This window comes from Streptomyces sp. NBC_00249, assembly GCF_026342355.1.
Taxonomy (GTDB): Bacteria; Actinomycetota; Actinomycetes; order Streptomycetales; family Streptomycetaceae; genus Streptomyces.
This window is the reverse complement of record NZ_JAPEMV010000002.1, coordinates 484574-508565: the sequence shown is the minus strand read 5'-3', so window position 1 is coordinate 508565 and position 23992 is coordinate 484574. Positions and strand designations below refer to the sequence as shown.

At 74.3% G+C, this 23992-nt stretch carries 16 protein-coding genes; 10 read left to right on the top strand and 6 right to left on the bottom strand.

Annotation, left to right across the window (positions count from 1 at the left end; all coding sequences use genetic code 11):
- From OOK31_RS11070 to fxsT, 5 genes are all read left to right on the top strand, one after another.
- Entirely contained in the window at window positions 1-3309 is a 3309-nt protein-coding gene (locus OOK31_RS11070; RefSeq protein ID WP_267012265.1) for an SAV_2336 N-terminal domain-related protein, read from the top strand.
- Between the two features lie 82 nt (window positions 3310-3391).
- Window positions 3392-3640, top strand: a complete 249-nt coding sequence (gene fxsA / locus OOK31_RS11065) for an FxSxx-COOH cyclophane-containing RiPP peptide (protein WP_267012264.1) — start codon at window positions 3392-3394, stop codon at window positions 3638-3640.
- Between the two features lie 119 nt (window positions 3641-3759).
- Window positions 3760-5013 carry an FxsB family cyclophane-forming radical SAM/SPASM peptide maturase gene (locus OOK31_RS11060; RefSeq protein ID WP_267012263.1) on the top strand — a complete coding sequence of 418 codons (1254 nt, stop codon included), beginning with the start codon at window positions 3760-3762 and terminating at the stop codon, window positions 5011-5013.
- Window positions 5010-6395, top strand: a complete 1386-nt coding sequence (locus OOK31_RS11055) for an HEXXH motif domain-containing protein (RefSeq protein WP_267012262.1) — start codon at window positions 5010-5012, stop codon at window positions 6393-6395. Before OOK31_RS11060 ends, OOK31_RS11055 begins: the two co-directional genes overlap by 4 nt.
- A gap of 93 nt (window positions 6396-6488) precedes the next feature.
- Window positions 6489-9491: an FxSxx-COOH system tetratricopeptide repeat protein gene (fxsT, locus tag OOK31_RS11050; RefSeq protein WP_267012261.1), complete on the top strand. Its 3003-nt coding sequence runs from the start codon at window positions 6489-6491 to the stop codon at window positions 9489-9491.
- 109 nt (window positions 9492-9600) lie between these two features.
- On the opposite strand, the gene OOK31_RS11045 is transcribed toward fxsT, so the two are convergent.
- The 4 genes from OOK31_RS11045 to OOK31_RS11030 all read right to left on the bottom strand — a co-directional run bounded on the left by OOK31_RS11045 (window position 9601) and on the right by OOK31_RS11030 (window position 16258).
- A complete protein-coding gene (locus tag OOK31_RS11045) occupies window positions 9601-13479 on the bottom strand; it encodes a multifunctional oxoglutarate decarboxylase/oxoglutarate dehydrogenase thiamine pyrophosphate-binding subunit/dihydrolipoyllysine-residue succinyltransferase subunit (protein ID WP_267012260.1) in 3879 nt (1292 codons plus the stop codon).
- 258 nt (window positions 13480-13737) lie between these two features.
- Window positions 13738-14817 carry a HAMP domain-containing sensor histidine kinase gene (locus tag OOK31_RS11040; RefSeq protein ID WP_267012259.1) on the bottom strand — a complete coding sequence of 360 codons (1080 nt, stop codon included), beginning with the start codon at window positions 14815-14817 and terminating at the stop codon, window positions 13738-13740.
- Entirely contained in the window at window positions 14814-15554 is a 741-nt protein-coding gene (locus tag OOK31_RS11035; RefSeq protein ID WP_267012258.1) for a response regulator transcription factor, read from the bottom strand. Before OOK31_RS11035 ends, OOK31_RS11040 begins: the two co-directional genes overlap by 4 nt.
- 125 nt (window positions 15555-15679) lie before the next feature.
- Entirely contained in the window at window positions 15680-16258 is a 579-nt protein-coding gene (locus tag OOK31_RS11030; protein WP_267012257.1) for a hypothetical protein, read from the bottom strand.
- A gap of 111 nt (window positions 16259-16369) precedes the next feature.
- On the opposite strand from OOK31_RS11030, the gene OOK31_RS11025 reads away from it, so the two are divergent.
- The 3 genes from OOK31_RS11025 to OOK31_RS11015 all read left to right on the top strand — a co-directional run bounded on the left by OOK31_RS11025 (window position 16370) and on the right by OOK31_RS11015 (window position 19671).
- Window positions 16370-17719: a hypothetical protein gene (locus OOK31_RS11025; protein ID WP_267012256.1), complete on the top strand. Its 1350-nt coding sequence runs from the start codon at window positions 16370-16372 to the stop codon at window positions 17717-17719.
- Window positions 17720-17968: 249 nt separating this feature from the next.
- Entirely contained in the window at window positions 17969-18847 is an 879-nt protein-coding gene (locus OOK31_RS11020; RefSeq protein WP_267012255.1) for a sulfurtransferase, read from the top strand.
- A gap of 65 nt (window positions 18848-18912) precedes the next feature.
- Complete coding sequence (locus tag OOK31_RS11015) at window positions 18913-19671, top strand: DUF4097 family beta strand repeat-containing protein (protein WP_267012254.1); 759 nt, start codon at window positions 18913-18915, stop codon at window positions 19669-19671.
- A 3-nt stretch (window positions 19672-19674) separates the two neighbouring features.
- Here the strand turns inward: OOK31_RS11015 and OOK31_RS11010 are convergent, their stop codons facing one another.
- Window positions 19675-20016, bottom strand: a complete 342-nt coding sequence (locus OOK31_RS11010; protein ID WP_267012253.1) for a DUF6355 family natural product biosynthesis protein — start codon at window positions 20014-20016, stop codon at window positions 19675-19677.
- A 170-nt stretch (window positions 20017-20186) separates the two neighbouring features.
- Here OOK31_RS11010 and lon point away from each other — a divergent pair, with 170 nt between their 5' ends.
- Entirely contained in the window at window positions 20187-22583 is a 2397-nt protein-coding gene (gene lon / locus OOK31_RS11005) for an endopeptidase La (protein WP_267012252.1), read from the top strand.
- 118 nt (window positions 22584-22701) lie between these two features.
- Window positions 22702-23142, top strand: a complete 441-nt coding sequence (locus OOK31_RS11000) for a MarR family winged helix-turn-helix transcriptional regulator (protein WP_267012251.1) — start codon at window positions 22702-22704, stop codon at window positions 23140-23142.
- A 19-nt stretch (window positions 23143-23161) separates the two neighbouring features.
- On the opposite strand, the gene OOK31_RS10995 is transcribed toward OOK31_RS11000, so the two are convergent.
- Window positions 23162-23935, bottom strand: a complete 774-nt coding sequence (locus OOK31_RS10995) for a protein phosphatase 2C domain-containing protein (protein WP_267012250.1) — start codon at window positions 23933-23935, stop codon at window positions 23162-23164.
- Window positions 23936-23992 lie beyond the last annotated feature (57 nt).

Sequence of the window (23992 nt, the reverse complement as noted above, 5' to 3'; positions counted from 1 at the left end):
ATGGCCGCAGCTTCCGCCTCCGCCGCCTCCCGTGATCCGGGCATCCGCGTCCTCGCCGGGCTGCTGCGGGCCGCCGGGCTCGATCCGTCCGCCGAGGAGCTCGCCGACGCCCTGTGGCTGGCCGCCAGGACGCGGGAGGCCGCGCGGGGCGGCACGCCGGACGTGCAGCGGGAGGGCGCGCGGGCCGGGGACCGGCGGGCCGGGTCCGGCAGCCAGGAGGCGGTGCCCGAGGAGGGCGCCGGGCCGCCCGTACGCAGGGGAGACGGGCCGGAACCCGAGGACCCGGTCACGCTCTACCCCGACGGTGCCGGGCAGCGCCCCGGCCCCGGACCGGATCCCGGCATCCCCGTCAGCGGGGGAGGACCGGCCGCGGCCGGGCCCGCCGGCGCCGCCGGAATGCCCGTACGGGTGCCCGGCGCGGCCGCGCTGCCCCGGATCCTCGACATCCAGCGGGCCCTGCGCGCCCTCCAGCGCCACCGCCCGCCCGGCCCGCCCACCCGCCACGTCCTCGACGAGGCCGCCACCGCCGAGGCCAGCGCCCGCGCCCTCGGCCTGGTCATCCCCGTCTTCCGGCCGGAGACCCGGCGCGAGGCGACCGTACGGCTGGTGATGGACGCCTCCCCGTCCATGGCCGTCTGGCAGGAGATGTTCGAGGAACTGCGCGCCGTCTGCGAACGCCTGGGCGCCTTCCGCGACGTCCAGGTCCACTACCTGCACCGGCTCGCCGACGGCATGCCCGCCGTCGGACGCGGCCCCGCCCCCGGCGGCGCACCCTGCACCGGCGACGGCAGCGGCTCGCGGGACTCCGCCCGGGGCGGGCTGCGCTCCGCCGACCAGCTGCGCGACCCCACCGGCCGGACCCTCACCATGCTCGTCTCCGACTGCGCCGGACCCGTCTGGCGGGAGGGCGAGGCCCAGCGGCTGCTCCACCGCTGGGCACAGTGCACCCCCTGCGTGGTCGTCCAGCCACTGCCGCAGCGGCTGTGGAACCGCAGCTGGCTGCCCACCGAACGCGGAGTGCTGGAGCGCGCCACGGGCGGTACGGGAGACCCCGGCGCCGGACCGAAGCTGAGGTTCCGCGCGGACCGGGCACCCCGGCCGGGCCGGCCCGCCGGCGGACTCACCGTGCCCGTCCTCCCGCCCAGCGCCACCGCGCTCGGCGCCTGGGCGCGGCTCGTCGCCGGACTGGGCACCGGCCCCGTACCGGCCGAGGTCGGCCGGGTCCTCGCCCGCCACCCCGCCTCACCCCTGCCCCCGCCCCGGGCCGCCCGGCCGCCGCACGAACTGGTCCGCCGCTTCCGCTCCACCGCCGCCCCCGGCGCCGTACAGCTCGCCGTGTACCTGTCGGCGGCACCGCTCACCCTGCCCGTCATGCGGCTCGTACAGCGCACGATGCTGCCCGACTCCGAACCCTCCGACCTGGCCGAGGTCCTGCTCAGCGGGCTGCTGCGGCGCAGCGGCGAAGCCCCCGGCCTCTGGTACGAGTTCGTCCCCGGCGTCCAGGACGTACTGCTCGGGCCCCTGGGCCGGGACGAAGCCGCACTGGTCCTCAAGCACTGCTCGGAGTACGTCCTGGCCCACTTCGGCCGGGGCGTACGCAACTTCCCCGCCCTCGCCGTCTCCCAGCTGACCGGAGTCCCCGCCGCCGACCCCGCGACCGAACCGGGCCGGGTCCCCCCGGCCGGCCCCCCGCAGGCCTTCGCGCACGTCTCCGCCAAAGTCGTACGCCGCTACCTGCCCGGCCCCCCGGAAGAACCGGCCCCGCCCACCGCACCCCCCGCACCCCCCGCGCCCGGCCGCACCCGGTCGGTGCGCGCCGCCCGCGCCCGCCTCGCCGACGCCGACGCCCGCGCCCTCCACGAGGCCGCCGCCCTGCTGAGACGGGCCGTGGCCGCCCCGCCCGGACCCGGGGACCCGCCCGAGGAGGCCGAGACCGAACTCGCCGCCGTCCTGCTCCGGCTGTGGGCCGAACAACGCGACCCGGACCTCCTCGACGAAGCCGAACGGGCCCTGACCGGGCTCCGCACGGCCGCCGCCTGGGCGGTGCTCGGCCGCGTCCTGTACGAGCGGGCCCTCGCGGGCGGCCCCGACGCCGAGCTGCTCGCCGCCGCCGACCGGGAGTTCGCCGCCGCCGGAGCCGCCGCCGGCCCCGACACGGAACTGCGCCGGGACTGCGCCGTGCGCCGCGCCCGGACCCTGATCCGGCTCGGCGAACTGCGCGAGGACGCCGGGCCGCTGCGCGAGGCACGGGCCGCGCTGGAAGCCCTCCTGGAACCCGGCCCCACCCCCACGCACCCAGAACTCCTCCTGGCCCTCGGCCGGGTCCTGCTGGCCCTCCTGCCCCGCACCCCGGACCCCGCCGAACGCACCGCCCTCGCCGAACAGGCCGCAGCCCACCTGACGCCCGGCCTCGCCGCCCAGCCGGACGGCACCCCCGGACGGGCCGCCCGGGCCCGCGTGAGGGTGGAACTCGCCGAAGCCCTGCGCCACCTGCCCGGGCGGCTGGAGGAGGCCGCCGGACAGCTGGCGCGGGCCCTGGAGGAAGCCGTACGGGAACCCGAACTGCGGCTCGCCGCCCTGCTGTGCCTGGCCCGCGTGCACCGCGCCCGCCACGCCCGCGACGCGGACCCGGCCGCCCTGGAGCAGGCCGCCGAGGCGTACGGGCGGGCCCGCGCCCTGATCCCCCGCGACGCCGACGCCTTCGCGGAGCTGCTGCCCGAGTGGGGCGACGTACTCCTGGACCGGGCCCGCGCCGCCGACGGCCGCCGCTTCGCCTCCCTCGCCGTACGGGTCCTGCGCGAGAGCCGGGCGGCCGTGCCCCAGTCCGACCCCGGATCCGCGTACCGGCTGCTGCGCCTCGCCACCGGGCTGCGGCTGCGGCACGCCTACGAGGGGGACCTCGTCGACCTCCGGGAGGCGGAGTACCTGCTGGAGCTGGCCGCCCGGCAGGCCCACGGCCCCCTGGACCGGGCCCGCGCCTGGCGGGAACACGGCGACGTCCAGCAGGAGATCCACGCCCACACCCGCACCGCCGACCGCCTCGACCGCGCCGCCGACTCCTACCGCCGGGCCTGGCGCGCCGCCCTGGAGGCCGACCGCGCCGCCCCCCGCACCGACACCGCCGCCCTCCACCTCGCCGCCCGCGCCCAGGAACTGCGCGGCGAGGTCCTGGAACGGCTGGCCCGCCCCCGCGCCGCCCTGGACGCCTACCGTGCCGCCCTGGAGCTGTGGCAGGGCCTCGGCGCGCCCGCCGGCGAGCGCGCCCGGGCCGTCCAGGCACGCATCCACGCCCTGGAGGCCGCCACCTGAGCCGTTTCCGCCCGCCGGACGGCGGGAAGAGCCGAACGACCAGCGCAGTGACCACCGCACACGACAGGGGGACGGGCCGCCCATGGTGACCGGACGTCAGGACGTGACAGCACCCGCGACCACCCCAGCACCCGCGACCACCCCGCTGCCCGCGCCGCCCCGGGCGGCCCCCCGCCCCTGCCCCGGCCAGCTCCCCGACCTCTCCGGCCTCGACCTGGCCGCGCTGCGCGGGATCGACCACCCGGTGCTCGCCGAGGTCATCGAGGGCATGGTGGAACGGGTCACCCACCCCGCCGAGATCCTCAACGCCTTCGACTCCGGCGTCGTCTAGGCCGCCTCCGCCGGGAGTTGACCACTTTCCGCCGTTAGCGGGGCCCGTCCGAGGGGCAGGGATGGGCAGTCCGCCGGGGCCACCCCCGGCGGCGACGGCCGGGGAGGGAGGCACGGGCGATGATCCCGCCGCACACACCCGACCCCGGCGTCCCCGGTGTGCAGCACCTGCGCCACGCCCCCTGGCCCTACGCGCGGCTCGACGTGCCCGCGCTGCGGGCCGCCGGGCACCGGGCGGAGCCGATACGGCAGTTCGTGCTCAAGACCCACAGCCGCTGCAACCTCGCCTGCACCTACTGCTACGTCTACGAGATGGCCGACCGCAGCTGGCGCACCCGCCCCGCCACCATGACCCCCGCGACCGCCCTGCGCGCCGCCCAGCGGATCGCCGAGCACGCCGCCGCCCACGGACTGACCCGCGTCGACCTGGTCCTGCACGGCGGGGAACCCCTCCTCGCCGCGCCCGACCACCTGGCCGCCCCCGTCGAGGCCGTACGGGCCGCCCTGGCCCGCCGCTCGCCCCGCACCCGGGTCACCGCGAGCGTGCAGACCAACGGCACCCTGCTCACCCGGGGCCGGCTCGCCGCCCTCGCCGCCGCCGGGATCCGGGTCGGCGTCAGCCTCGACGGCGGGCTGCCCGCGCACAACTCCCGCCGCATCGACCACACCGGGCGGCCCGGCTTCGCCGCCGCCGCCCGGGGACTGCGGCTGCTCGTCCGGCACCCCGCGAGCTACGCCGGACTGCTGTGCGTGGTCGACGTGGCCCAGGACCCGGTGGAGACGTACGAGTCCCTCCTCGCCTTCGCGCCGCCCACCCTCGGCCTGCTGCTGCCCCTCGCCAACTGGAACACCCCGCCGCCCGGCCACGGCGGATCCGGGACCCCGTACGGGGACTGGCTCGTCGCCGTCTTCGACCGCTGGTGGCACGACACGGCACGGCGGACCCGGATCCGCGTCTTCGAAGAGGTCGTCGCCCTGCTCCTCGGCCTGCCCGCCGCCACCGAGACCCTGGGCCTGGCGCCCGCCACCACCGCCGTCGTCGAGACCGACGGCAGCATCGAACAGGCCGACTCGCTGAAATCCGCGTACGAAGGGGCCGCCGCGACCGGCATGACCCTCGACACCCACAGCTTCGACCAGCTCCTCGACCACCCCGGCTTCGCCGCCCGCCAGCTCGGCCGGGAGGCCCTCGCGGACGGCTGCCGGGCCTGCGCGCTCGTCGAGGTGTGCGGCGGCGGGCACTACCCGCACCGCTACCGCGCGGGCGAGGGCTTCCGGCAGCCGTCCGTGTACTGCGCCGACCTCCAGATCCTCATCCGGCACATCGCCCGCGCACTGCACGCGGCCGCCACGACGGGACGGGCCGCGTCATGACCCACCGAGCCGAAGCCACGCGTCGCACCGCAACCACCGGCGCGCCGGCCACCCGCGCGGCCCTCCCCGCCCAGCACACCGGCCCCGACGGCAACCGCCCCGACGGCCCCCGCCCCCCGGGCCCGGCCGCCCCCGCCGCCCTGGCGCCCTTCGCCGTCAGCTCCCACACCCTGCGCGCCCTCGCCTCCACCGAACCCTCGGCGGAGGGCACCCGCCTCGTGCACGACGTACGCCGCTCCAAACGCCTCGTCCTGCTGCGCGCCGTACTCGACGCCGCCCCCGGCGGCGAGAGCGCCGAACGCTGGGCGCTCCTGGAGGAGGCCGAACGCCAGGACCCCGACGCCGTCCGCGACGTCCTGCACTACCCCGCCACCGGCGTCTGGGCCGAGGAGACCCTGCGCCGGCTGCACGCCCCGAACGGGCCCGCCCCCGACCTCGGCCACCTCGGGGCCCTCGCCGTCGCCGCCGCCCTGCGCGCCGGGATCAGCTTCAAGACCACCCTGCGGCCCGTGCAAGGCCGCCTCGTCCTGCCCACCCTCGGCCTGCTCCGCCCCGACCGCCCCGGCCCGCTCGCCCTGACCGAACGCTCCTGGGACACCCACGACACCCTCCCCCTGCACCCCCTGCCCGGCGGCCGCACCGCCCTCGACGACCTCGACCCCTACCGCGTCCCCGCCGCCGGACCCACCACCGGCCGCCCGACCCCCGTACGCCCCGCCCGCCGCCTCACCCCCAAGGGCCACAAACGCTGGGACATCCAGTGGTCCGGCGCCCTCACCCTGCTGGAACGCTACGACTCCACCCGCGCCGACGAGATCGGCCGGCTGCTGCGCTCCGTGGTCCCCCTCGCCGGAGGCTCCCGCTCCAGCGGCGCCACCCTCCCCGCCGCCGCCGGCTCGGTCCTGGCCCGCGCCCAGGCCCCGCCCGCCCTCGCCGCGACCCTGGTCCACGAGGTGCAGCACGGCAAACTCGCCGCCCTCACCGACGTCCTCACCCTGCACACCGCCGACCGCACCCCCCGCCACTGGGCCCCCTGGCGCGAGGACCCCCGCCCCCTGGAGGGCCTCCTCCACGGCACCTACGCCCACCTCGCCCTGGCCGGGTACTGGCAGCGCGCCGCCCTCTACGGCGCCCGCGGCGCCTGGGCCCAGCACGCCCGGGTCCGCGCCCAGGTCGCCGCCGTCCTCCCGGCCCTGCGCGGCAACCAGCAACTCACCGTCACCGGACGCGAGTTCGTCGAAGGAATGGCCGGAGCCGAACACGCCATGGACGAACTGCCACCGCCCGGCGACCAGCACGCCACCGCCCGCCGCGCCGTCGACCGCGAACGTCGCGCCTGGTGCGAGGCACACCCCGAACTCGCCGCGTTCGCCCACGCCTGACACCCCCTGACGCCCCGTCCGCTGCGGTACCTTTCAATCCCGCTCCACCCCTCCCCTTCCCGTCCACCGCCGGATTCCAGGGAGACGGCCGCCATGACCGTTACCGGTACGCGTCACGACCGCGACGGAGCCGCCCAGCCGCAGCGCTTCGTCATCAGCTTCGCGGGCTTCAACCGCCCCTGGGCCGCGTGGATCGCCCACCGCCTGGAGGAACACGGCCACCGCGTCGTCCTCCAGCGCTGGGACCCCCAGACCAGCCCCGGACTGACCGAGGCCCTCGACGACCTGGCCCGCGCCGGCGGCCGGATCCTCCTCGTCCTCAGCGAGCGCTACTTCTCCCTCGCCGCCCACGCCGACGACGAGTGGAACACCGCCCTGCGCACCGTCACCGAGTCCCACCCCGGCCGCTTCGCCGCCGTCTGCCTCACCGACTCCCCGCTGCCCAGCGCCGTCGCCGCCCTGGAGAAGACCGACCTGTGGGGCCTGGACGCCTACGAGGCCGAGTACCGGGTCCTGCGCCGCCTGGAACTCCCCACCGACCGCATCGGCACCGAGTCCGGCCGCCGAGGCCCCCGCTTCCCCAACGACCCGCCCGAGATCTGGGGCCGGGTCCCGCGCCGCAACCCGCGCTTCACCGGCCGCAACGACGTCATCGGCCGACTGCGCGCCGCCCTCACCGAAGCCCCGCCCGGCGCCTCCACCGTGACCCTCCTCGGCCTGTCGGGGGTCGGCAAGACCCAGGTCGCCACCGAGTACGCCTACCGCTTCGCCTCCGAGTACGACGTCGTCTGGTGGGTCCCCGCCGAGGACCGGCCCACCCTGCGCGAACGCCTCGCCGACCTCGCCCCCGCCCTCGGCCTGCCGCGCGGCGCCGGCAGCTACGGCGAGCAGATCCGCTCCGTCCTCGAAGCCCTGCGCCGCGGCTCCCCCTACCACCGCTGGCTGCTCGTCTTCGACGGCTGCGACAACCCCGACGACCTCACCGACCTGCTGCCCTCCGGCGCCGGCGACGTCATCATCACCTCCCGCAACCGCGAATGGGCCACCCGCCACAGCAGCCTCGTCGAGGTCCCCCTCTACGCCCGCCCCGAATCGGTCACCTTCATCCGCCGCCGCGCCCGCCGCCTCACCGGCGAGGAGGCCGACCAGCTCGCCGAGGCCCTGGAGGACTACCCCCTCGCCCTCGACCAGACCGCCGGCTGGCTCGCCGACTCCCCGATCGGCGTCGGCGAGTACCTCGGACTCCTCCAGCGCCGCCTCGACTCCCACGAGGCCGTCACCCTCTCCGACGACTACCCGCTGCCCTTCCCGACCGCCCTGGCCATACTCCTCAACAACGTCCGCGAGAACTTCCCCGACGCCCTCGCCCTGCTCCGGCTGTTCGTGTTCTTCGCCCCCGGCCGGGTCCCGCTGCGGCTGCTGCGCGAATTCCCCGCCGACGACGTCCCCGAACACCTCGCCGGCCTGATTAACGACCAGATCCGCTGGAACGCCGCCCTCAACAAACTCGTCCAGTTCTCCGTCGTCCGCCTCGAGTACTCCGACCTGTCCGTCGAGGAGGGCGGCGGCCTGGAAACCGTGCAACTGCACCGCATGGTCCACAACATCGTCCGCGAGAACCTCGCCGAGGAAGAGGCCGACCAGCTCTCCCGCGCCGTCCGCCAGGTCCTCGCCGCCGCCGACCCCGGCCGCCCCACCGACTCCCGGCTCTGGCCCCGCTACGCCGAACTCATCCCGCACCTCGACTCCGCGGGCGTCCTGACCAGCAGCAACCCCCGCATCCAGGCCTTCCTGCTGCACTGCCTGCGCTACCTGATCCTCGCCGGCGAGTACCGCACCTGCCTGCGCCTGTCCGAACAGACCGACGGGGTCTGGCGGGCCATGCTCGGCGACGACCACGACCAGGTCCGCGAACTCAGCTACCACCACGGCGGCGCCCTGCGCATGCTCGGCCACTTCCGGCAGGCCGAGGTCCTCGCCCGCTCCGTCGCCGACCGGCTCCTCGCCGAACGCGGCGACCGCGACCTGGAGACCCTGCGCGCCACCAGCACCTACGCCGGCGTCCTCCTCGCCACCGCCAAATTCGAAAAGGCCCGCGACCTGCTGGAACACGCCTTCGCCACCTACCGCGAACTCCTCGGCGAGGACGACTCCACCACCCTCGGCGCCCAGAACAACGTCGCCGTCGCCCTGCGCCTCCTCGGCCGCTACCAGGAGGCCTACGACACCGACCTCGACACCCTGCGCCGCCGCGAACGCGTCCTGCGGGTCCGGCACATCGCCACCCTCTCCTCCGGCATCGGCTGCGCCATGGGACTGCGCCTCATGGGCCGCTACCGCGAAGCCCTCGCCCGCCAGGAACAGGGCCTCAAACTCAACACCCAGGTCCTCGGCCCCAACCACCCCCAGACCCTGCGCGCCGAACACAACCTCGGCATGTGCCTGCGCCGCTCCGGCGACATCCCCGGCGCGGGCGCCCGGCTGCGCGGCGTACTGGAACGCTCCACCCGCGTCTTCGGCGCCGAATTCCCCTGGACGCTGATGGTCGCCTCCGACTACGCCACCTACCTGCGCGAGTACGGGGACATCGAGGAGGCCCGCCGGATCTCCGAGGAAGTCGTCCGCGGCTACCAGTCGCAGCTGGGCCTCGCCCACCCGTACAGCATCGGCACCGTCGGCAACCTCGCCCTCGTGCTGCGCGCCCAGGGCGAACGCGCCGAAGCGCTCAACCTCGCCGAACAGGCCCTCGTCGGCATGCGCGGCGCCCTCGGGGACCGCCACCCCTGGACCCTGGGCTGCGCCCTCAACGCCACCGGACACCGCAACATCACCGGCCGCCTCGACGACGCGCTCGCCCTCGGCCGCGAGACGCTGCGCGGCGCGGAACAGGTCCTCGGGCCCGACCACCCCATGGCGCTCAGCGCCCAGATCGCCCTGGCCGCGGACCTCCGGTCGGTACGGGAGGACGCGGAGGCGGCCAAGCACGAGGACACCGCCCTCAGAGCCCTGACCCGCACCCTGGGCCCCCAACACGTCCACACCGTCTCGGCCCGCCAACAGTCCCGCCCGTACTGGGACTTCGAGCCCCAGCCGTAGCCACATCCAGCCTGGATTTTGGCTGATGCCGCCACCGTCGGCGAAGCCGGAAGGCCCGGCCCCCCGTAGAGGGGCCGGGCCTTCCGTCATGTGCAGGTCGCGTCAGCGACTACGCCTCGAAGACCTCGCTCAGCAGGAGCTGCTGCTCCGCCTGGTGGCGCTTCGCGGAGCCCACCGCCGGGGACGAGCCGTGCGGACGAGAGATGCGCCGCAGACGCTCACCGGCCGGGACCTCCGCGCCGACCGCCAGGTCGAGGTGGTCGATCAGGTTCAGCGCGATGAACGGCCACGCACCCTGGTTCGCCGGCTCCTCCTGCGCCCAGATGTACTTCGCCGCGTTCGGGAACTTGGCGATCTCCGCCTGGAGTTCCGCGCCCGGCAGCGGGTACAGCCGCTCGATGCGGATGATCGCGGTGTCGGTGATGCCGCGCTTCTCCCGCTCGGCCTCCAGGTCGTAGTAGACCTTGCCCGCGCAGAAGACGACCTTGCGGACCGCGCTCGGGTCCACGGTCGAGTCGCCGATGACCGGACGGAACGAGCCGTTCGTGAACTCCTCCGCCTTCGACGCCGCCGCCTTCAGACGCAGCATCGACTTCGGGGTGAAGACGATGAGCGGCTTGTGGTGCGGGTTGTGGACCTGCCAGCGCAGCAGGTGGAAGTAGTTCGACGGCAGGGTCGGCATCGCGACCGTCATGTTGTCCTGCGCGCACATCTGGAGGAAGCGCTCCGGGCGGGCGGACGAGTGGTCCGGGCCCTGGCCCTCGTAGCCGTGCGGGAGGAGCAGGGTGACGCCGGAGGTCTGGCCCCACTTCTGCTCCGCCGAGGAGATGAACTCGTCGACGACGGTCTGCGCCCCGTTGACGAAGTCACCGAACTGGGCCTCCCAGAGGACCAGCGCGTCCGGGCGGGCCAGCGAGTAGCCGTACTCGAAGCCCATGGCCGCGTACTCGGAGAGCAGCGAGTCGTAGACGTTGTAGCGGGCCTGGTCGTCCGCGAGGTACTGCAGCGGGGTGTAGTCCTCGCCCGTCTCCCGGTCGATGAGGACCGCGTGGCGCTGGCCGAAGGTGCCGCGGCGGGAGTCCTGGCCCGACAGGCGGACCGGGGTGCCCTCCATCAGCAGCGAACCGAAGGCCAGGGTCTCGCCCATGCCCCAGTCGATGGTGCCGTCGTCGATCATCGCGGCACGGCGCTGGAGCTGCGGCAGCAGACGCGGGTGCACGGTGACCGTCTCGGGGACGTTGACCTGCGACTCGGCGATCCGCTTGACGACCTCCGGGGAGACCGCCGTGTTCACGGCGACCGGGAAGTCGGCCTGTGCGACCGGGGCCGGCGCGGCGATCGCGGGCTGCGTGGCGGCCTCGCGGACCTCCGCGAAGACCTTCTCCAGCTGGCCCTGGAAGTCCTGGAGCGCCTGCTCGGCCTCTTCCAGGGTGATGTCGCCGCGACCGATGAGGGACTCGGTGTACAGCTTGCGCACCGAGCGCTTCTTGTCGATCAGGTCGTACATCAGCGGCTGCGTGAACGCCGGGTTGTCCGACTCGTTGTGACCGCGGCGGCGGTAGCAGATGAGGTCGATGACCACGTCCTTGTTGAACGCCTGGCGGAACTCGAAGGCGAGCCGCGCGATGCGGACCACGGCCTCCGGGTCGTCACCGTTCACGTGGAAGATCGGCGCCTCGATCATGCGGGCCACGTCGGTGGCGTACATCGACGAACGCGAGGACTCCGGGGCGGCGGTGAAGCCGACCTGGTTGTTGATCACGACGTGGACGGTGCCGCCGGTGCGGTAGCCGCGCAGCTGCGACATGTTCAGCGTCTCGGCGACCACACCCTGGCCCGCGAAGGCCGCGTCACCGTGCAGGGCGACGGGCAGGACCGTGAAGTCCGTGCCGCCCTTGTTGATGATGTCCTGCTTGGCGCGGACCACGCCCTCCAGGACCGGGTCCACCGCCTCCAGGTGCGAGGGGTTCGCGACGAGCGAGACCTTGATCTGCTCGCCGTCCAGGCCCGTGAAGGTGCCCTCGGCGCCCAGGTGGTACTTGACGTCGCCGGAGCCGTGCATGGACTTCGGGTCGAGGTTGCCCTCGAACTCGCGGAAGATCTGCGCGTACGACTTGCCGACGATGTTCGCCAGGACGTTCAGGCGGCCGCGGTGGGCCATGCCGATCGCGACCTCTTCGAGGCGGGCCTCGGCGGCCGAGTCGATGACGGCGTCGAGCAGCGGGATGACGGACTCGCCGCCCTCCAGGGAGAACCGCTTCTGGCCGACGTACTTCGTCTGCAGGAAGGTCTCGAAGGCCTCCGCCGCGTTCAGGCGGCGCAGGATGCGCAGCTGCTCCTCGCGCTCCGGCTTGGAGTGCGGGCGCTCGATGCGGTCCTGGATCCAGCGGCGCTGCTTCGGGTCCTGGATGTGCATGAACTCGACGCCGGTGGTGCGGCAGTACGAGTCGCGCAGCACGCCGAGGATGTCGCGGAGCTTCATCATCGACTTGCCGGAGAAGCCGCCGACCGCGAACTCGCGCTCCAGGTCCCACAGGGTGAGGCCGTGCTCGGTGATGTCGAGGTCGGGGTGCTTGCGCTGCTTGTACTCCAGCGGGTCGGTGTCGGCCATGACGTGGCCGCGGACCCGGTAGGAGTGGATCAGCTCGAAGACGCGGGCGGCCTTCGTGACGTCGTCGTCGTGCGAGGCGTCGATGTCCCGGAGCCAGCGGACCGGCTCGTACGGGATGCGCAGGGCCTCGAAGACGTCGTCGTAGAAGCCGCTCTCGCCGAGCAGCATGTTCGCGACGACGCGCAGGAACTCGCCGGAGGCCGCGCCCTGGATGACCCGGTGGTCGTAGGTCGAGGTCAGGGTCATGACCTTGGAGATGCCCAGCTTGTTCAGGGTGTCCTGCGAGGTGCCCTGGAACTCGGCGGGGTAGTCCATGGAGCCGACGCCCATGATGACCGACTGTCCGGGCATCAGGCGGGGCACGGAGTGCACGGTGCCCAGGCCGCCGGGGTTGGTCAGGGAGACCGTCACACCGGTGAAGTCGTCCATCGTCAGCTTGCCGACGCGGGCGCGGCGGACGATGTCCTCGTAGGCCTGCCAGAACTCGAAGAAGTTCAGGGTCTCGGCCTTCTTGATGCCGGCGACGACGAGCTGGCGGTCGCCGTTGGCCTTCACCAGGTCGATCGCGAGACCGAAGTTGATGTGCTCCGGCTTGACCAGGGTCGGCTTGCCGTCCTTCTCCGCGAAGGAGTAGTTCATCGACGGCATGGCCTTGATGGCCTGCACCATCGCGTAGCCGATGAGGTGGGTGAAGGAGATCTTCCCACCGCGGGCGCGCTTGAGGTGGTTGTTGATGACGATGCGGTTGTCGAACAGCAGCTTCACCGGGACGGCGCGGACGGACGTGGCCGTCGGCACCTCCAGCGAGGCGTTCATGTTCTTCGCCACGGCGGCGGCCGGGCCGCGGAGCGTCACCAGTTCGGGGCCCTGGGGGGCCTCGGTGGCGGGCGCGGCCTTCTGAGCCGGGGTGGCGGCGGCCGGAGCCGGGGCCTGGGAGGAGGGCGCGGCCGGTGCGGCGGCCGGGGCCTGGGAGGTGACAGTCACAGCAGGGGCACCAGAGGGGGTGGCAGGAGCAGGGGCAGGAGCTGACACAGGTGTGGGCGCGGGAGCCGGTGCAGGCACGGCGGGAGCCGCCCCCGTGGCGGCTGCGACGGAGGCCTGTGGGGCTGCGGCGGCGGTGGCGGCCTGTGCGGAGGCGCCATCCGTCGTCGGGGACTTCTCGGGACCGTCCGCCTTCACGGGAGCGGCAGCGCCCCCCGGCTTGTAGTCGGCGAAGAAGTCCCACCAGGCCCGATCGACCGAATTCGGGTCCTGGAGGTACTGCTGATAGATCTCGTCGACGAGCCACTCATTCGCGCCGAAGCCTGAGGCAGGGGTCTTCCCGCCCTCTGCTGCTTCGGTCGTGGTGCTCGAGTTACTGGGGGACTGTGGCGACACGGCGGCAACCGCCCTCTTCCGCTTCACAAGGTATGGACAGCGGGAATAAAGGCTACGCCTCCTCGGCGGTGTCCTGCAGGCCGGGCGGGACTTCCGTCGTGCAGGTCACACCGAACGGCGGGTTTCGCCACGTCCAATGGCGGGAAACACGCGTGGTTCGGGTAGGGGACATCCAGGTTGCGGCCCCCTGGCTTCGCACCCCTGACGACCCCGGGCACATGTGGCCGAGATCATGTCCTTCCCACCTCGAAGCCTACGTCAAGACGGCGCCGGTGAGCTGCCCGGAAGGGTGACAAGGATTCGGCAACCCCGTGACGATTCGGCCACGCCGATGTCCCCTCCGTGCAGGCCGACGGCCCAACGGGCGATCGCCAGGCCCAGCCCGGTGCCCCCGTCGCCGCCCCGGGCCGACCCCCGGTTGAACCGCTCGAACACCCGGTGGCGCTCCGCCTCCGGTATCCCCGGCCCCTCGTCGACGACCTCCAGGGCCAGGCTCCCGGGCGCGCCGCCGGCCCGCGCCCGGACCGTGACCCGGCCGTGCGGCGGACTGTGCTTGACCGCGTTGTCGATGAGGTTCGCCACCACCTGGTGCAGCCGCTCCGCGTCCGCGTACGCCGTCAGCTCCGGCGGGAACACGTCCAGGTGCAGGTGGACGTCGTTGCGGGTGTGCCCGCCCGAGCCCGTCGACAGCCCCGGCCGGCCGGCCGCCGCCAGCCCCGACTCCTTCAGCACCCCCGACAGGTACGGCCACACCTCGAAGCGGCGCGCCTTCAACGGCACCACCCCGTTGTCCACCCGCGACAGGTCCAGCAGCGTCTCCACGAGCCGGCCCAGGCGCTCCGTCTGCTTCAGCATCGTGCGCATGGTCTCCGGATCGGCGGCCGAGACCCCGTCCACCACGTTCTCCAGCACCGCCCGCAGCGCCGCGATCGGCGTGCGCAGCTCGTGCGAGACGTTCGCGACCAGTTCTTTACGGTGCCTGTCCACCGCCTCGAGGTCGTCCGCCATCAAATTGATCGTCGACGCCAGGTCGCCCAGCTCGTCGCGGCGCCCCGCCCCGCGCACCCGGCGCGTGTAGTCCCCGTGGGATATCGCCCGAGCCACCCGCGTCATGTCGTCCAGCGGCGCCGTCAGACCGTGCGCCACGAACTGGGTGATCAGCATCGAGGCGATCACCGAGAACACCGTGATGAACCGCAGCTCGGTCTCGGTCCGCAGGGCCACCATCAGCAGACCCGTCGTGATGAACACCGAGACCACGACGAGCACGCCCAGCTTCGTCTTGATCGAGAACGGCGAGTAGGGCCGCAACCCCGGCCCGGGGTGCCGGCCGCTCACGTCTGGGCCGGTGTCTCCAGGGCGTACCCGACGCCGTGGACGGTACGGATCCGCTCCGCGCCGATCTTCCGGCGCAGGGCCTTGATGTGGCTGTCGACCGTACGGGTCCCCGACGCGTCGGCCCAGTCCCACACCTCGGCGAGGAGCTGCTCCCGCGAGAGCACCGCCCGCGGGGTCCCCGCCAGGCACACCAGCAGGTCGAACTCGGTCGGCGTCAGGTGCACGTCCTCCGACTGCACCCGGACCCGGCGCTGCGCGTGGTCGATCTCCAGATCGCCCAGCCGCAGCGTCGCCCCGCGCGGGGCGTGCGCGGCCAGCGTGGCCCGCTCCACCCGCCGCAGCAGTACGTGGACCCGCGCGGCCAGCTCACGCATCGAGAACGGCTTCGTCATGTAGTCGTCCGCCCCGACCCCGAGACCGACCAGCATGTCGGTCTCGTCGTCCCGGGCGGTCAGCATCAGCACCGGGACCGGCCGCTGCGCCTGGACCCGCCGGCACACCTCCAGCCCGTCGAAGCCGGGCAGCATGACGTCCAGCACCAGCAGCTCGGGCAGCCAGCTCTCGGCCGCCGCCACGGCGGCCGGGCCGTCGTACGCGGCCTGCACCTGGAAGCCCTCGGCGCGCAGCCGGGCCGCGATGGCGTCGGCGATGGTGCGGTCGTCCTCGACCACGAGCACGCGCCGCTGGGCACCTGGGGTGGCCGCGGCGCCGTTGTGGGTGGTGTGTGTCTGTTCCATGTCCCGCCCCTGAAGATCCCGCGTGATGGGGTGCAGCGTAGAGGAGGCACCGGCCTGCGGCTATGCGGGGTTCGGACAGGGGACGCAGGCTGACGCCCGCCCCGCGGCTCCCCGCGGCGGGGCGGCTACGGGGCGGGGCTGAAACCGGGGAGGGCCGCCAGGACGTTCTCCAGGCCGGGCGTGAGGGCGTCCTGGTCGGCGGCGACCGAGTAACCGCCGTACGTGAACGCGTAGGTGAACCCGTCGTAGACCGGCGGGTCGGCCTTCATGGTCCGGGGCAGGTGGGCGAGGTCCGCGTCGCGCAGCGCGCCGCGCAGGGTGTCCAGGGCGGCCGGGGCCAGTTTGCCGCTGCCCGTCGTACGCGCCTTGTCGTCCACGAGGGTCCAGGAGCCGTCGCCCTTGACGAGCAGGCCCGAGGTGCGGCCCGCGAAGCCGCCGCTGCGGACGACGGAGACCAGGAGCGCGGCCGTCGGGTCCGCCGAGGGGGGTGGGGTGGAGGGCGGGGTCCCGCCGGGGGAGGGCTGCGGCGGGGTCGGGGTCGGGGTCGGGGCCTGGGACTGCGGCTGCGCGGTGGTGGGGGCCGCGGAACCGGGGCCCTGCGCGGGCCCGCCCGGCTCCGGCGCGGAGCCCGCACCGCACCCGCACAGCACCGCCACGACCGCCAGGACCACCGCCGCGCCACCGGCCGATCGGAACCTTCGCACACCCACCTCCGCGGGTCTCGGACCGAACCCCGAGTATGGAGTCCCCGCCCCTCGACGGAAAGCACCCCGGAGGCCGTCATCCGCCACCTGGCCCCTTGGCGCTGGCTGCCCGTGTTGCTCGCGCTCGTGCTCGGCCTTGCCGGGCTGGAGCGCGGGCCCGGCGGCGGCAGCATGTGGCGCGACGAATCCACCACCTGGCAGGTCGCCCACCGGCCGCTGGGCGCGCTGTGGGAGCTGCTCGGGCGGGTCGACGCCGTGCACGGGCTGTACTACCTGTTCATGCACGGTGTCTTCGGTTTTTGGGACGGGGGGCTGTGGGCGCTGCGCCTGCCCTCCGTCGTGGGCACGGCCCTCGCCGCGGCCGGGGTGGCCGCCGTCGCGCACCGGCTCGCTCGTGGGCGGGGGGAGCCCGCGCGGCCCGCGCGGCCCGCGCGGGCCGCGCTGTTCTCCGGGTGCGGGTACGCGCTGCTGCCGCCCGTGCAGATGTACGCCCAGGAGGGACGCTCGTACGGGCTGGTCGCCGCCGCCGTGGTCTGGGCGACGTACCTGATGCTGCGCGAGCGGTGGGCCGGCTACGCGGCCGTGCTGCTGCTGGGCTGCTGGCTGCACGAGTTCGCCGTACTGGCCCTGCTCGCGCACGCCCCCGCCGCGTGGCGCTCGCGCGGTTGGCGGTGGGGCGCCGGCGCGGTGGTGGCCGGGGTGTTGCCGCTGGCCGTGGTCAGCGCCAGGCAGGCCCAGGCGCAGCTGGGGTGGCTCGGGCGGCCGAGCTGGCAGGACTGGGCGGCGTACGGGGTGCTCGTGGCGGCGGTGCTGCTGCTCGCCCGGGGCGCGGACCGGGCGCTCGTACGGGTGGCCGTACCGCTGGCCCTGCTGCCGCCCGGACTGCTGATGGTCGTGTCGCTGGTGCACCCCTGGTACGTCGACCGGTACGTCCTCTACGCCCTGGCCGGGCTCGCCCTCCTCGCCGGGACCCGGCTCGCCGGGGCGCGCGTCCGGTGGGCGTGGCCGCTGGTGGCGGCGCTGCTGGTGCCCGCCGCGGTGTGGTCGGGGTGGCTGCGGACCCCTGAGAGCCGCAAGGACGACGCGCTCGGCGTCGCAGCCGTCGTACGGGAACTTGCCCGGCCGGGGGACGCCGTGCTCTTCATGCCGTCCCGGCGGCGCGAGTGGCTGCTGTCCTCGCCCGGGGTGTACGGGGGCCTGCGCGACGTGGCCCTGGAGCGGTCCCCGCGCGACTCGGGCACCCTGCACGGCGCCGAGCTGCCGCCGGAGCGGATCCGGGAGGGCCTGTCGCGGTCCCCCCGGGTGATCGCGCTCCTCGACCCGGCCGGGCAGCCGCTGGACCCGTACCCGGGCGAGGCGGCCAAACGCGAGGCCCTGGCCGCCGGGTTCGAGCGGTGCTCGGTGACGGGGGTGCGGGGGGCGCGGGTGGTCGTTTACGCCTGGCCCGGCGGCTGCGGTTGAGGCCGGGGGGAGGTGGGGGCGGGGTCGGGGGCGGGGTGGGGTGCCGTCCGGGATAGGCATGATTTATGGCGCCCCGTCCGGTGCTTCGTTGGATACGAGGTACCGCGCGCCAACAAATCACGTTTTACATCCCGGACGACACCCCACCCCGCCCCCGACCCCTCAAGTCCGTCGTTCCCGAGCAGGCCCGTTGTGGTGGTGGGCGGGTGTACGAGGATGGGGTTTTCCGCTGTGGCCCTGGAGGTCCGTGTGCCCGCATTCGAGAGTGCTGTGTCCGTCGGTTTGGGGCTGACCGGGCCCCTGGTCGGGGTCGACTGGGTGGCCGAGCGGGTCGGGGTGGAGGGGGTGGTGGTGCTCGACGCTTCCGTCGGTGCGTATCGGGGCGGGAGTGTGCGGATTCCGGGGGCGCGGCCCTTTGACCTTGACGGGGACCTGTCCGATCATGCGGCCGCCGCCCCGCACACCATGCCGGGGGCCGACGCGTTCACCGATGCCGTGCGGGCGCTCGGCGTCGAGGACACCGACACCGTGGTCGTCTACGACGCCGCCGGGATCTACTCCAGCGCCCGTGCCTGGTGGATGCTGCGCGCCATGGGCTTCGACCGGGTCGCCGTCCTCGACGGGGGGCTGCCCGCGTGGATCGTTGCCGGGCTGCCCGTCGAGGAGCGTGCGGCGGCGTACGAGGGCCCGCGCGGCTCCTTCACCGCCCGGCCCCGGGACGGGCTGCTCGTCGACGCCGACGCGGTCGCGCGGGCCCTGGCCGATCCGGGTGCGGCGGTGCTCGACGCCCGTACCCGGGAGCGGTTCGCCGGGACCGCCCCCGAGCCCCGGCCGGGGCTGCGCGGCGGCCACATGCCGGGCGCGCTGAACCTGCCGTTCGGTGAACTCCAGCAGGGCGGCGGCCTGATGCGGCCCGCCGGGGAGCTCCGCGCGGCGTTCCGGGAGCTGGCCGGGGACCGGGAGCGGCTCTACTTCAGCTGCGGTTCCGGGGTCACGGCCTGCGTGCTCGCGCTCGGCGCCACGCTGGCGGGGTACGGGGAGGGCCTGGCGGTGTACGACGGCTCGTGGAGCGAGTGGGGCGTGCCCGCGCCGCACCGGCCGGTGGTGACGGGGGCGGCCGGGGGGTAGCCCCACCCCGGATCCGGGTACCGGCACCAGCGCGTTCCGGCCCGCTCCCGGACAGGCTTCTCGGTATGGCATCCCACACCACCTCACTCGTCCGTACGGCACTCGGAGCCACCGCCCTGGCCGGCGTGCTCCTCGTGTCGGGCTGTTCCTTCGCCGAGGAGGGCCGGATGCGGACCGCCTCCGCCGACGCCACCGTCGCCGGGGCGGTCACCGCCGTGGAGCTCACGGGCGTGCGGCGCGGCTCCGTCGAGGTCACCCCGGGCAGCGGTCCGGGCGTCGTCGTCCACCGCACCGTGCACTACCGGGGCGACCGCACCCCCACCCCCGGCCAGCAGGTCTCCCACGGGGTGCTGACCTTCAGCGAGGGCTGCGCCGATACCTGCTGGACCGACTACCGCCTGGAGGTGCCCGCCTCGGCGAAGGTCAAGGTCGGCAACAGCAGCGGCCGGATCACGGTGACGGGTGTGGCCGCCGCCGAGCTGGACTCGGACTCCGGTGACGTACGGGCCGAGCGGATCGCGGGCCCGCTGAAGGTCCGCACCTCCTCGGGCGACATCACCGGCACCGCCCTGAACGGCCCGGAGGCCGAGGTCCGCTCCGGCTCGGGCAACGCCACCCTGGGCTTCACGCGGGCCCCGGACTCGGTGTCGGTCACCGCCACCTCGGGCGACGTCACCCTCAAGGTCCCCGGCGCCGGGCCCTACCGGGTGGACGCCTCCAGCACCTCGGGCGACCGCGACATCACCGTCCCGGTCGCCCCGGAGGCCCGAGCCGCCCTCGCCGTCCGCACGACCTCGGGTGACATCCGCGTATCGGCGCCCTGAGGGTCAGTCCCCGGTGTCTCCCGGGTGGGAACAGAGGCCGCCCCGGTAGTTGCTGTCGTACCAGGCGCCGGTGGCGTCGGCGTCCAGGTTGGTCCGGCCGGGTCCGACGCAGCGGTGGTAGTTGGACCGGGGCCACCGCTTGACCTGGATCCACACGTTCGTATCGGTGGCGCAGTGCTCGTAGTAGGCCCGTTCGCCGCCCCTGCCCTCGTTCCAGCCGCAGCCCGCGAGGGAGGCCGGGGCCGCGGCCGTTCCCGCGCTGGCGGAGGTCGGCAGCAGGGCCAGGGTGCCGATGGTCAGTGCGACGGCGGCCGTCGTGCGGAGTTTCGTCCTGAGGAAGGTCATGCCGCCATGGCTATCGGACATCGCGCGTCCCGCAGAAGGGGTGCCGGACAAAGCCCCCCGAACGGCGGATCGTCGTGCTGTTCGCCCCAGGCGAACGGGTGTTGGGGAACATTGGAGGGCGCAGATGCATTGAGTCGGCATAGCTCAACTTCACTGCCGGAGGGAAGATCATGGCTTCGACGTCCGTAACGCTCACCCTGCCCGTGCTGCCGCTTGACGACGAGGTCGTGCTGCCCGGGATGGTCGTCCCGCTGGACCTGTCCGACCCCGAGGTGCGCGGTGCCGTCGAGGCCGCGCAGGCGGCGGCCGGGAGCGGGAAGCCCCGGGTGCTGCTCGTACCGCGGGTCGACGGCACGTACGCCGGCACCGGAGTGCTGGGCACCGTCGAGCAGGTCGGGCGGCTCTCCGACGGCGATCCGGGGGCGCTGATCCGCGGCCGCGGCCGGGTCCGGATCGGCGCCGGCACCACCGGGCCCGGCGCGGCGCTCTGGGTCGAGGGCGAGACCGTCGACGAGCAGGTGCCCGACCCGCTCCCCGGATCGGTCACCGAGCTCGTCAAGGAGTACAAGGCCCTCGCCACCAGCTGGCTCAAGAAGCGCGGCGCCTGGCAGGTCGTCGACCGCGTCCAGCAGATCGAAGGGGTCTCGGCCCTCGCCGACAACTCCGGCTACTCGCCCTTCCTGACGGTCGCCCAGAAGGTGGAGCTGCTGGAGACCGCCGACCCGGTCGCCCGCCTCAAGCTCGCCGTCAAGGCCCTCAGCGACCACCTCGCCGAACAGGACGTCGCCGAGTCCATCGCCAAGGACGTCCAGGACGGCGTCGAGAAGCAGCAGCGCGAGTTCCTCCTGCGCCGCCAGCTGGAAGCCGTGCGCAAGGAGCTGCGCGAACTGGGCGGCGAGAAGGAGGGCGAGGAGTCCGACGACTACCGCAGCCGCGTCGAGGCCGCCGACCTGCCCGAGAAGGTACGGGAGGCCGCCCTCAAGGAGGTCGACAAGCTGGAGCGGTCCAGCGACCAGAGCCCCGAGGGCTCCTGGATCCGCACCTGGCTGGACACCGTCCTCGAACTGCCCTGGAACGAGCGCACCGAGGACCAGTACGACATCCAGGGCGCCCGCGCCATCCTCGACGCCGAGCACGCGGGCCTCAGCGACGTGAAGGACCGCATCACCGAGTACCTCGCCGTCCGCAAGCGCCGCGGCGAGCGCGGCCTCGGCGTCATCGGCGGCCGCCGCGGCGGGGCCGTCCTCGCCCTCGTGGGCCCGCCCGGCGTCGGGAAGACCTCCCTCGGGGAATCGGTGGCCCACGCCATGGGCCGCAAGTTCGTCCGCGTCGCCCTCGGCGGCGTACGGGACGAGGCCGAGGTCCGCGGCCACCGCCGCACCTACGTCGGCGCGCTGCCCGGCCGCATCGTCCGCGCCATCAAGGAAGCCGGGTCCATGAACCCGGTCGTGCTCCTCGACGAGATCGACAAGGTGGGCTCCGACTTCCGCGGGGACCCCGCCGCCGCCCTCCTCGAAGTCCTCGACCCCGCCCAGAACCACACCTTCCGCGACCACTACCTGGAGGTGGAGCTCGACCTCAGCGACGTGGTCTTCCTCGCCACCGCCAACGTCCTGGAAGCCATCCCCGAAGCCCTCGCCGACCGCATGGAACTCGTCCGGCTCGACGGCTACACCGAGGACGAGAAGGTCGTCATCGCCCGCGACCACCTGCTGCCCCGCCAGCTCGACCGCGCCGGACTCGGAGCCGACGAAGTGGTCCTGGAGGAGGAGGCACTGCGCAAGCTCGCCGGCGAGTACACCCGCGAGGCCGGCGTGCGCACCCTGGAGCGGTCCATCGCCCGGCTGCTGCGCAAGGTGGCCTCCCAGCACGAGCTGGGCCGGCGGGAGCTGCCCTTCACCATCGGCGCCGGCGAGCTGCGCGCCCTGATCGGACGCCCGCACCACGTCCCGGAGTCCGCCCAGGACCCCGCCGAGCGGCGCACCGCCGTCCCCGGCGTGGCCACCGGCCTCGCCGTGACCGGAGCCGGCGGCGACGTCCTCTTCGTCGAGGCCTCCCTCGCCGACCCCGAGACCGGCGCCGCCGGGCTCACCCTCACCGGCCAGCTCGGCGACGTCATGAAGGAGTCGGCCCAGATCGCCCTCAGCTTCCTGCGCTCGCACGGCGCGGAACTGGAGCTCCCCGTCGCCGACCTCAAGGACCGGGGCGTGCACATCCACTTCCCGGCCGGGGCCGTGCCCAAGGACGGCCCCAGCGCCGGCATCACGATGACGACCGCACTGGCCTCCCTGCTCTCGGGACGCCAGGTCCGCACCGACGTCGCCATGACCGGCGAGGTCTCGCTGACCGGACGGGTCCTGCCCATCGGCGGGGTGAAGCAGAAGCTGCTCGCCGCCCACCGGGCCGGCCTGACCACCGTGATCATCCCCAAGCGCAACGAGGCCGACCTCGACGACGTCCCCGCCGAGGTGCTGGAGGGGCTGGAGGTGCACCCGGTGACGGACGTACGCCAGGTACTGGAACTGGCCCTCGCCCCGGCGGAGGTCTCCTTCACCAAGGCCGCCTGACCCACCGGACCGCACGGCCACCACAGGGCCCGGGACCCCGCTCCGGCGGGGCCCCGGGCCCTCGGCGCGCCCGCTGCGAAATACTGACCCCCGCAACCACTACGGAACGGAGCGGGACGTGCACGGGAACGAAGACCAGGAGTTCCTTGCCCTGGAGCGGGAGCTGTCGGTCTTCCTCCGGCGCGCCAGGGCCTCCTCCGGCGAGATGGCCCGCGCCCTGCACCCCGAGCTGGAGCCGGCCGCGTACGGGCTCCTCGTCCGGCTGGAGGCCGCCGGCCGCCAGCGGGCCACCGAGCTCGCCGCCTACTTCGGCGTCGGCAAGGCCACCATGAGCCGCCAGCTGCGCGCCCTGGAGGTGCTCGGCCTGGTGGCCCGCGAACCGGACCCCGCCGACGGCCGCGCCTTCCTCGTCGGACTCACCGAGGAGGGCCGGGCCCGCTTCCTGCGGGTACGCGGAGCCCGGCGCGAGCAGTACATGCGCAAGCTGGCCGACTGGGACCGGGGCGAGGTGGCGGAACTCGCCCGGCTCCTGCACCAGCTGAACTCCGGCGAGGAGTGAGGGGAACGGAGGCCCGGGCTCAGAGCTCCGCGTAGACCGCCGAGGCGTCGTCGTGGCGCTTCCCGCGCGCCGGGCGGCGCAGCGGATCGGACTCCAGCGCCCGCACCCTCCCGATCAGCCCCTGCGCGCCCTCCTTGCGCAGCACGTCCAGGCAGGCCGCCCAGTCGCCCTCCCCGAACGTGTCCGTCCACCGGCTCGCCCCGTCCGTGAGCGCGGCCAGCGCCCGCACCTCACCGCGCGGGGTGCGCCCGGTGACCGCCCGGGCCGCCACCGCCGGGTCCGCGGCCGCCGTGAAGAAGCCGCCCTCCGCGTTGCGCAGCGCGTCGGTCGCCGCCGCCGAGCCGAGCACCTCGCGCGGCACCCGGTCCAGCCGGTCGTCGAGCACCGCGGTGACCTCGCCGCCGGGCCCGCGGAGCAGCAGTACGGAGTCCGAGAGCACCAGGTGCTCCACGCAGGCCTCGTCCCAGCGCACGAGGACGACCGTCGCCTGCGGGGTGCGGACGTGAGAAAGGTCACAGGTGCCCCGGTGGGCGTCGGCGGTGTCGGCGATGGCCTCGGCGAGGATCCGCTCCAGGGGCATGTCCCGGCGCGATCCGGACAGTTCGGTCAATCGGCCGCCCAGCCGGGTCGAGAACCAGGGCACTCCGTGCACGCACCCGTCGTCGCCTCGCGGCGGGGTGACCCCGTCCAGGGCGACCAGGACGCCGCCTCCCGCCGCAGGTATCGAGGCCGACACCCAGTCCTCGTTGGGGCGTTCCGGGCTGCCGGGGGCCGAGGCGAGGTCGATGCGCATACCGACATTCTGCCTGCGGCGGGGCCGCGGGCCCAGGAAGGTACGTACCAATGGGGG

What these genes read in the sequence shown, in the direction of transcription:
- OOK31_RS11015 (WP_267012254.1), top strand. Translation starts at nt 18,913, where the DNA reads ATGGCATCCCACACCACCTCACTCGTCCGTACGGCACTCGGAGCCACC.
- OOK31_RS11055 (WP_267012262.1), top strand. Translation starts at nt 5,010, where the DNA reads ATGACCCACCGAGCCGAAGCCACGCGTCGCACCGCAACCACCGGCGCG.
- fxsT (WP_267012261.1), top strand. Translation starts at nt 6,489, where the DNA reads ATGACCGTTACCGGTACGCGTCACGACCGCGACGGAGCCGCCCAGCCG.
- OOK31_RS11035 (WP_267012258.1), bottom strand. Translation starts at nt 15,554, where the DNA reads ATGGAACAGACACACACCACCCACAACGGCGCCGCGGCCACCCCAGGT.
- fxsA (WP_267012264.1), top strand. Translation starts at nt 3,392, where the DNA reads ATGGTGACCGGACGTCAGGACGTGACAGCACCCGCGACCACCCCAGCA.
- OOK31_RS11010 (WP_267012253.1), bottom strand. Translation starts at nt 20,016, where the DNA reads ATGACCTTCCTCAGGACGAAACTCCGCACGACGGCCGCCGTCGCACTG.
- OOK31_RS11070 (WP_267012265.1), top strand. Translation starts at nt 1, where the DNA reads ATGGCCGCAGCTTCCGCCTCCGCCGCCTCCCGTGATCCGGGCATCCGC.
- OOK31_RS10995 (WP_267012250.1), bottom strand. Translation starts at nt 23,935, where the DNA reads ATGCGCATCGACCTCGCCTCGGCCCCCGGCAGCCCGGAACGCCCCAAC.
- OOK31_RS11060 (WP_267012263.1), top strand. Translation starts at nt 3,760, where the DNA reads ATGATCCCGCCGCACACACCCGACCCCGGCGTCCCCGGTGTGCAGCAC.
- lon (WP_267012252.1), top strand. Translation starts at nt 20,187, where the DNA reads ATGGCTTCGACGTCCGTAACGCTCACCCTGCCCGTGCTGCCGCTTGAC.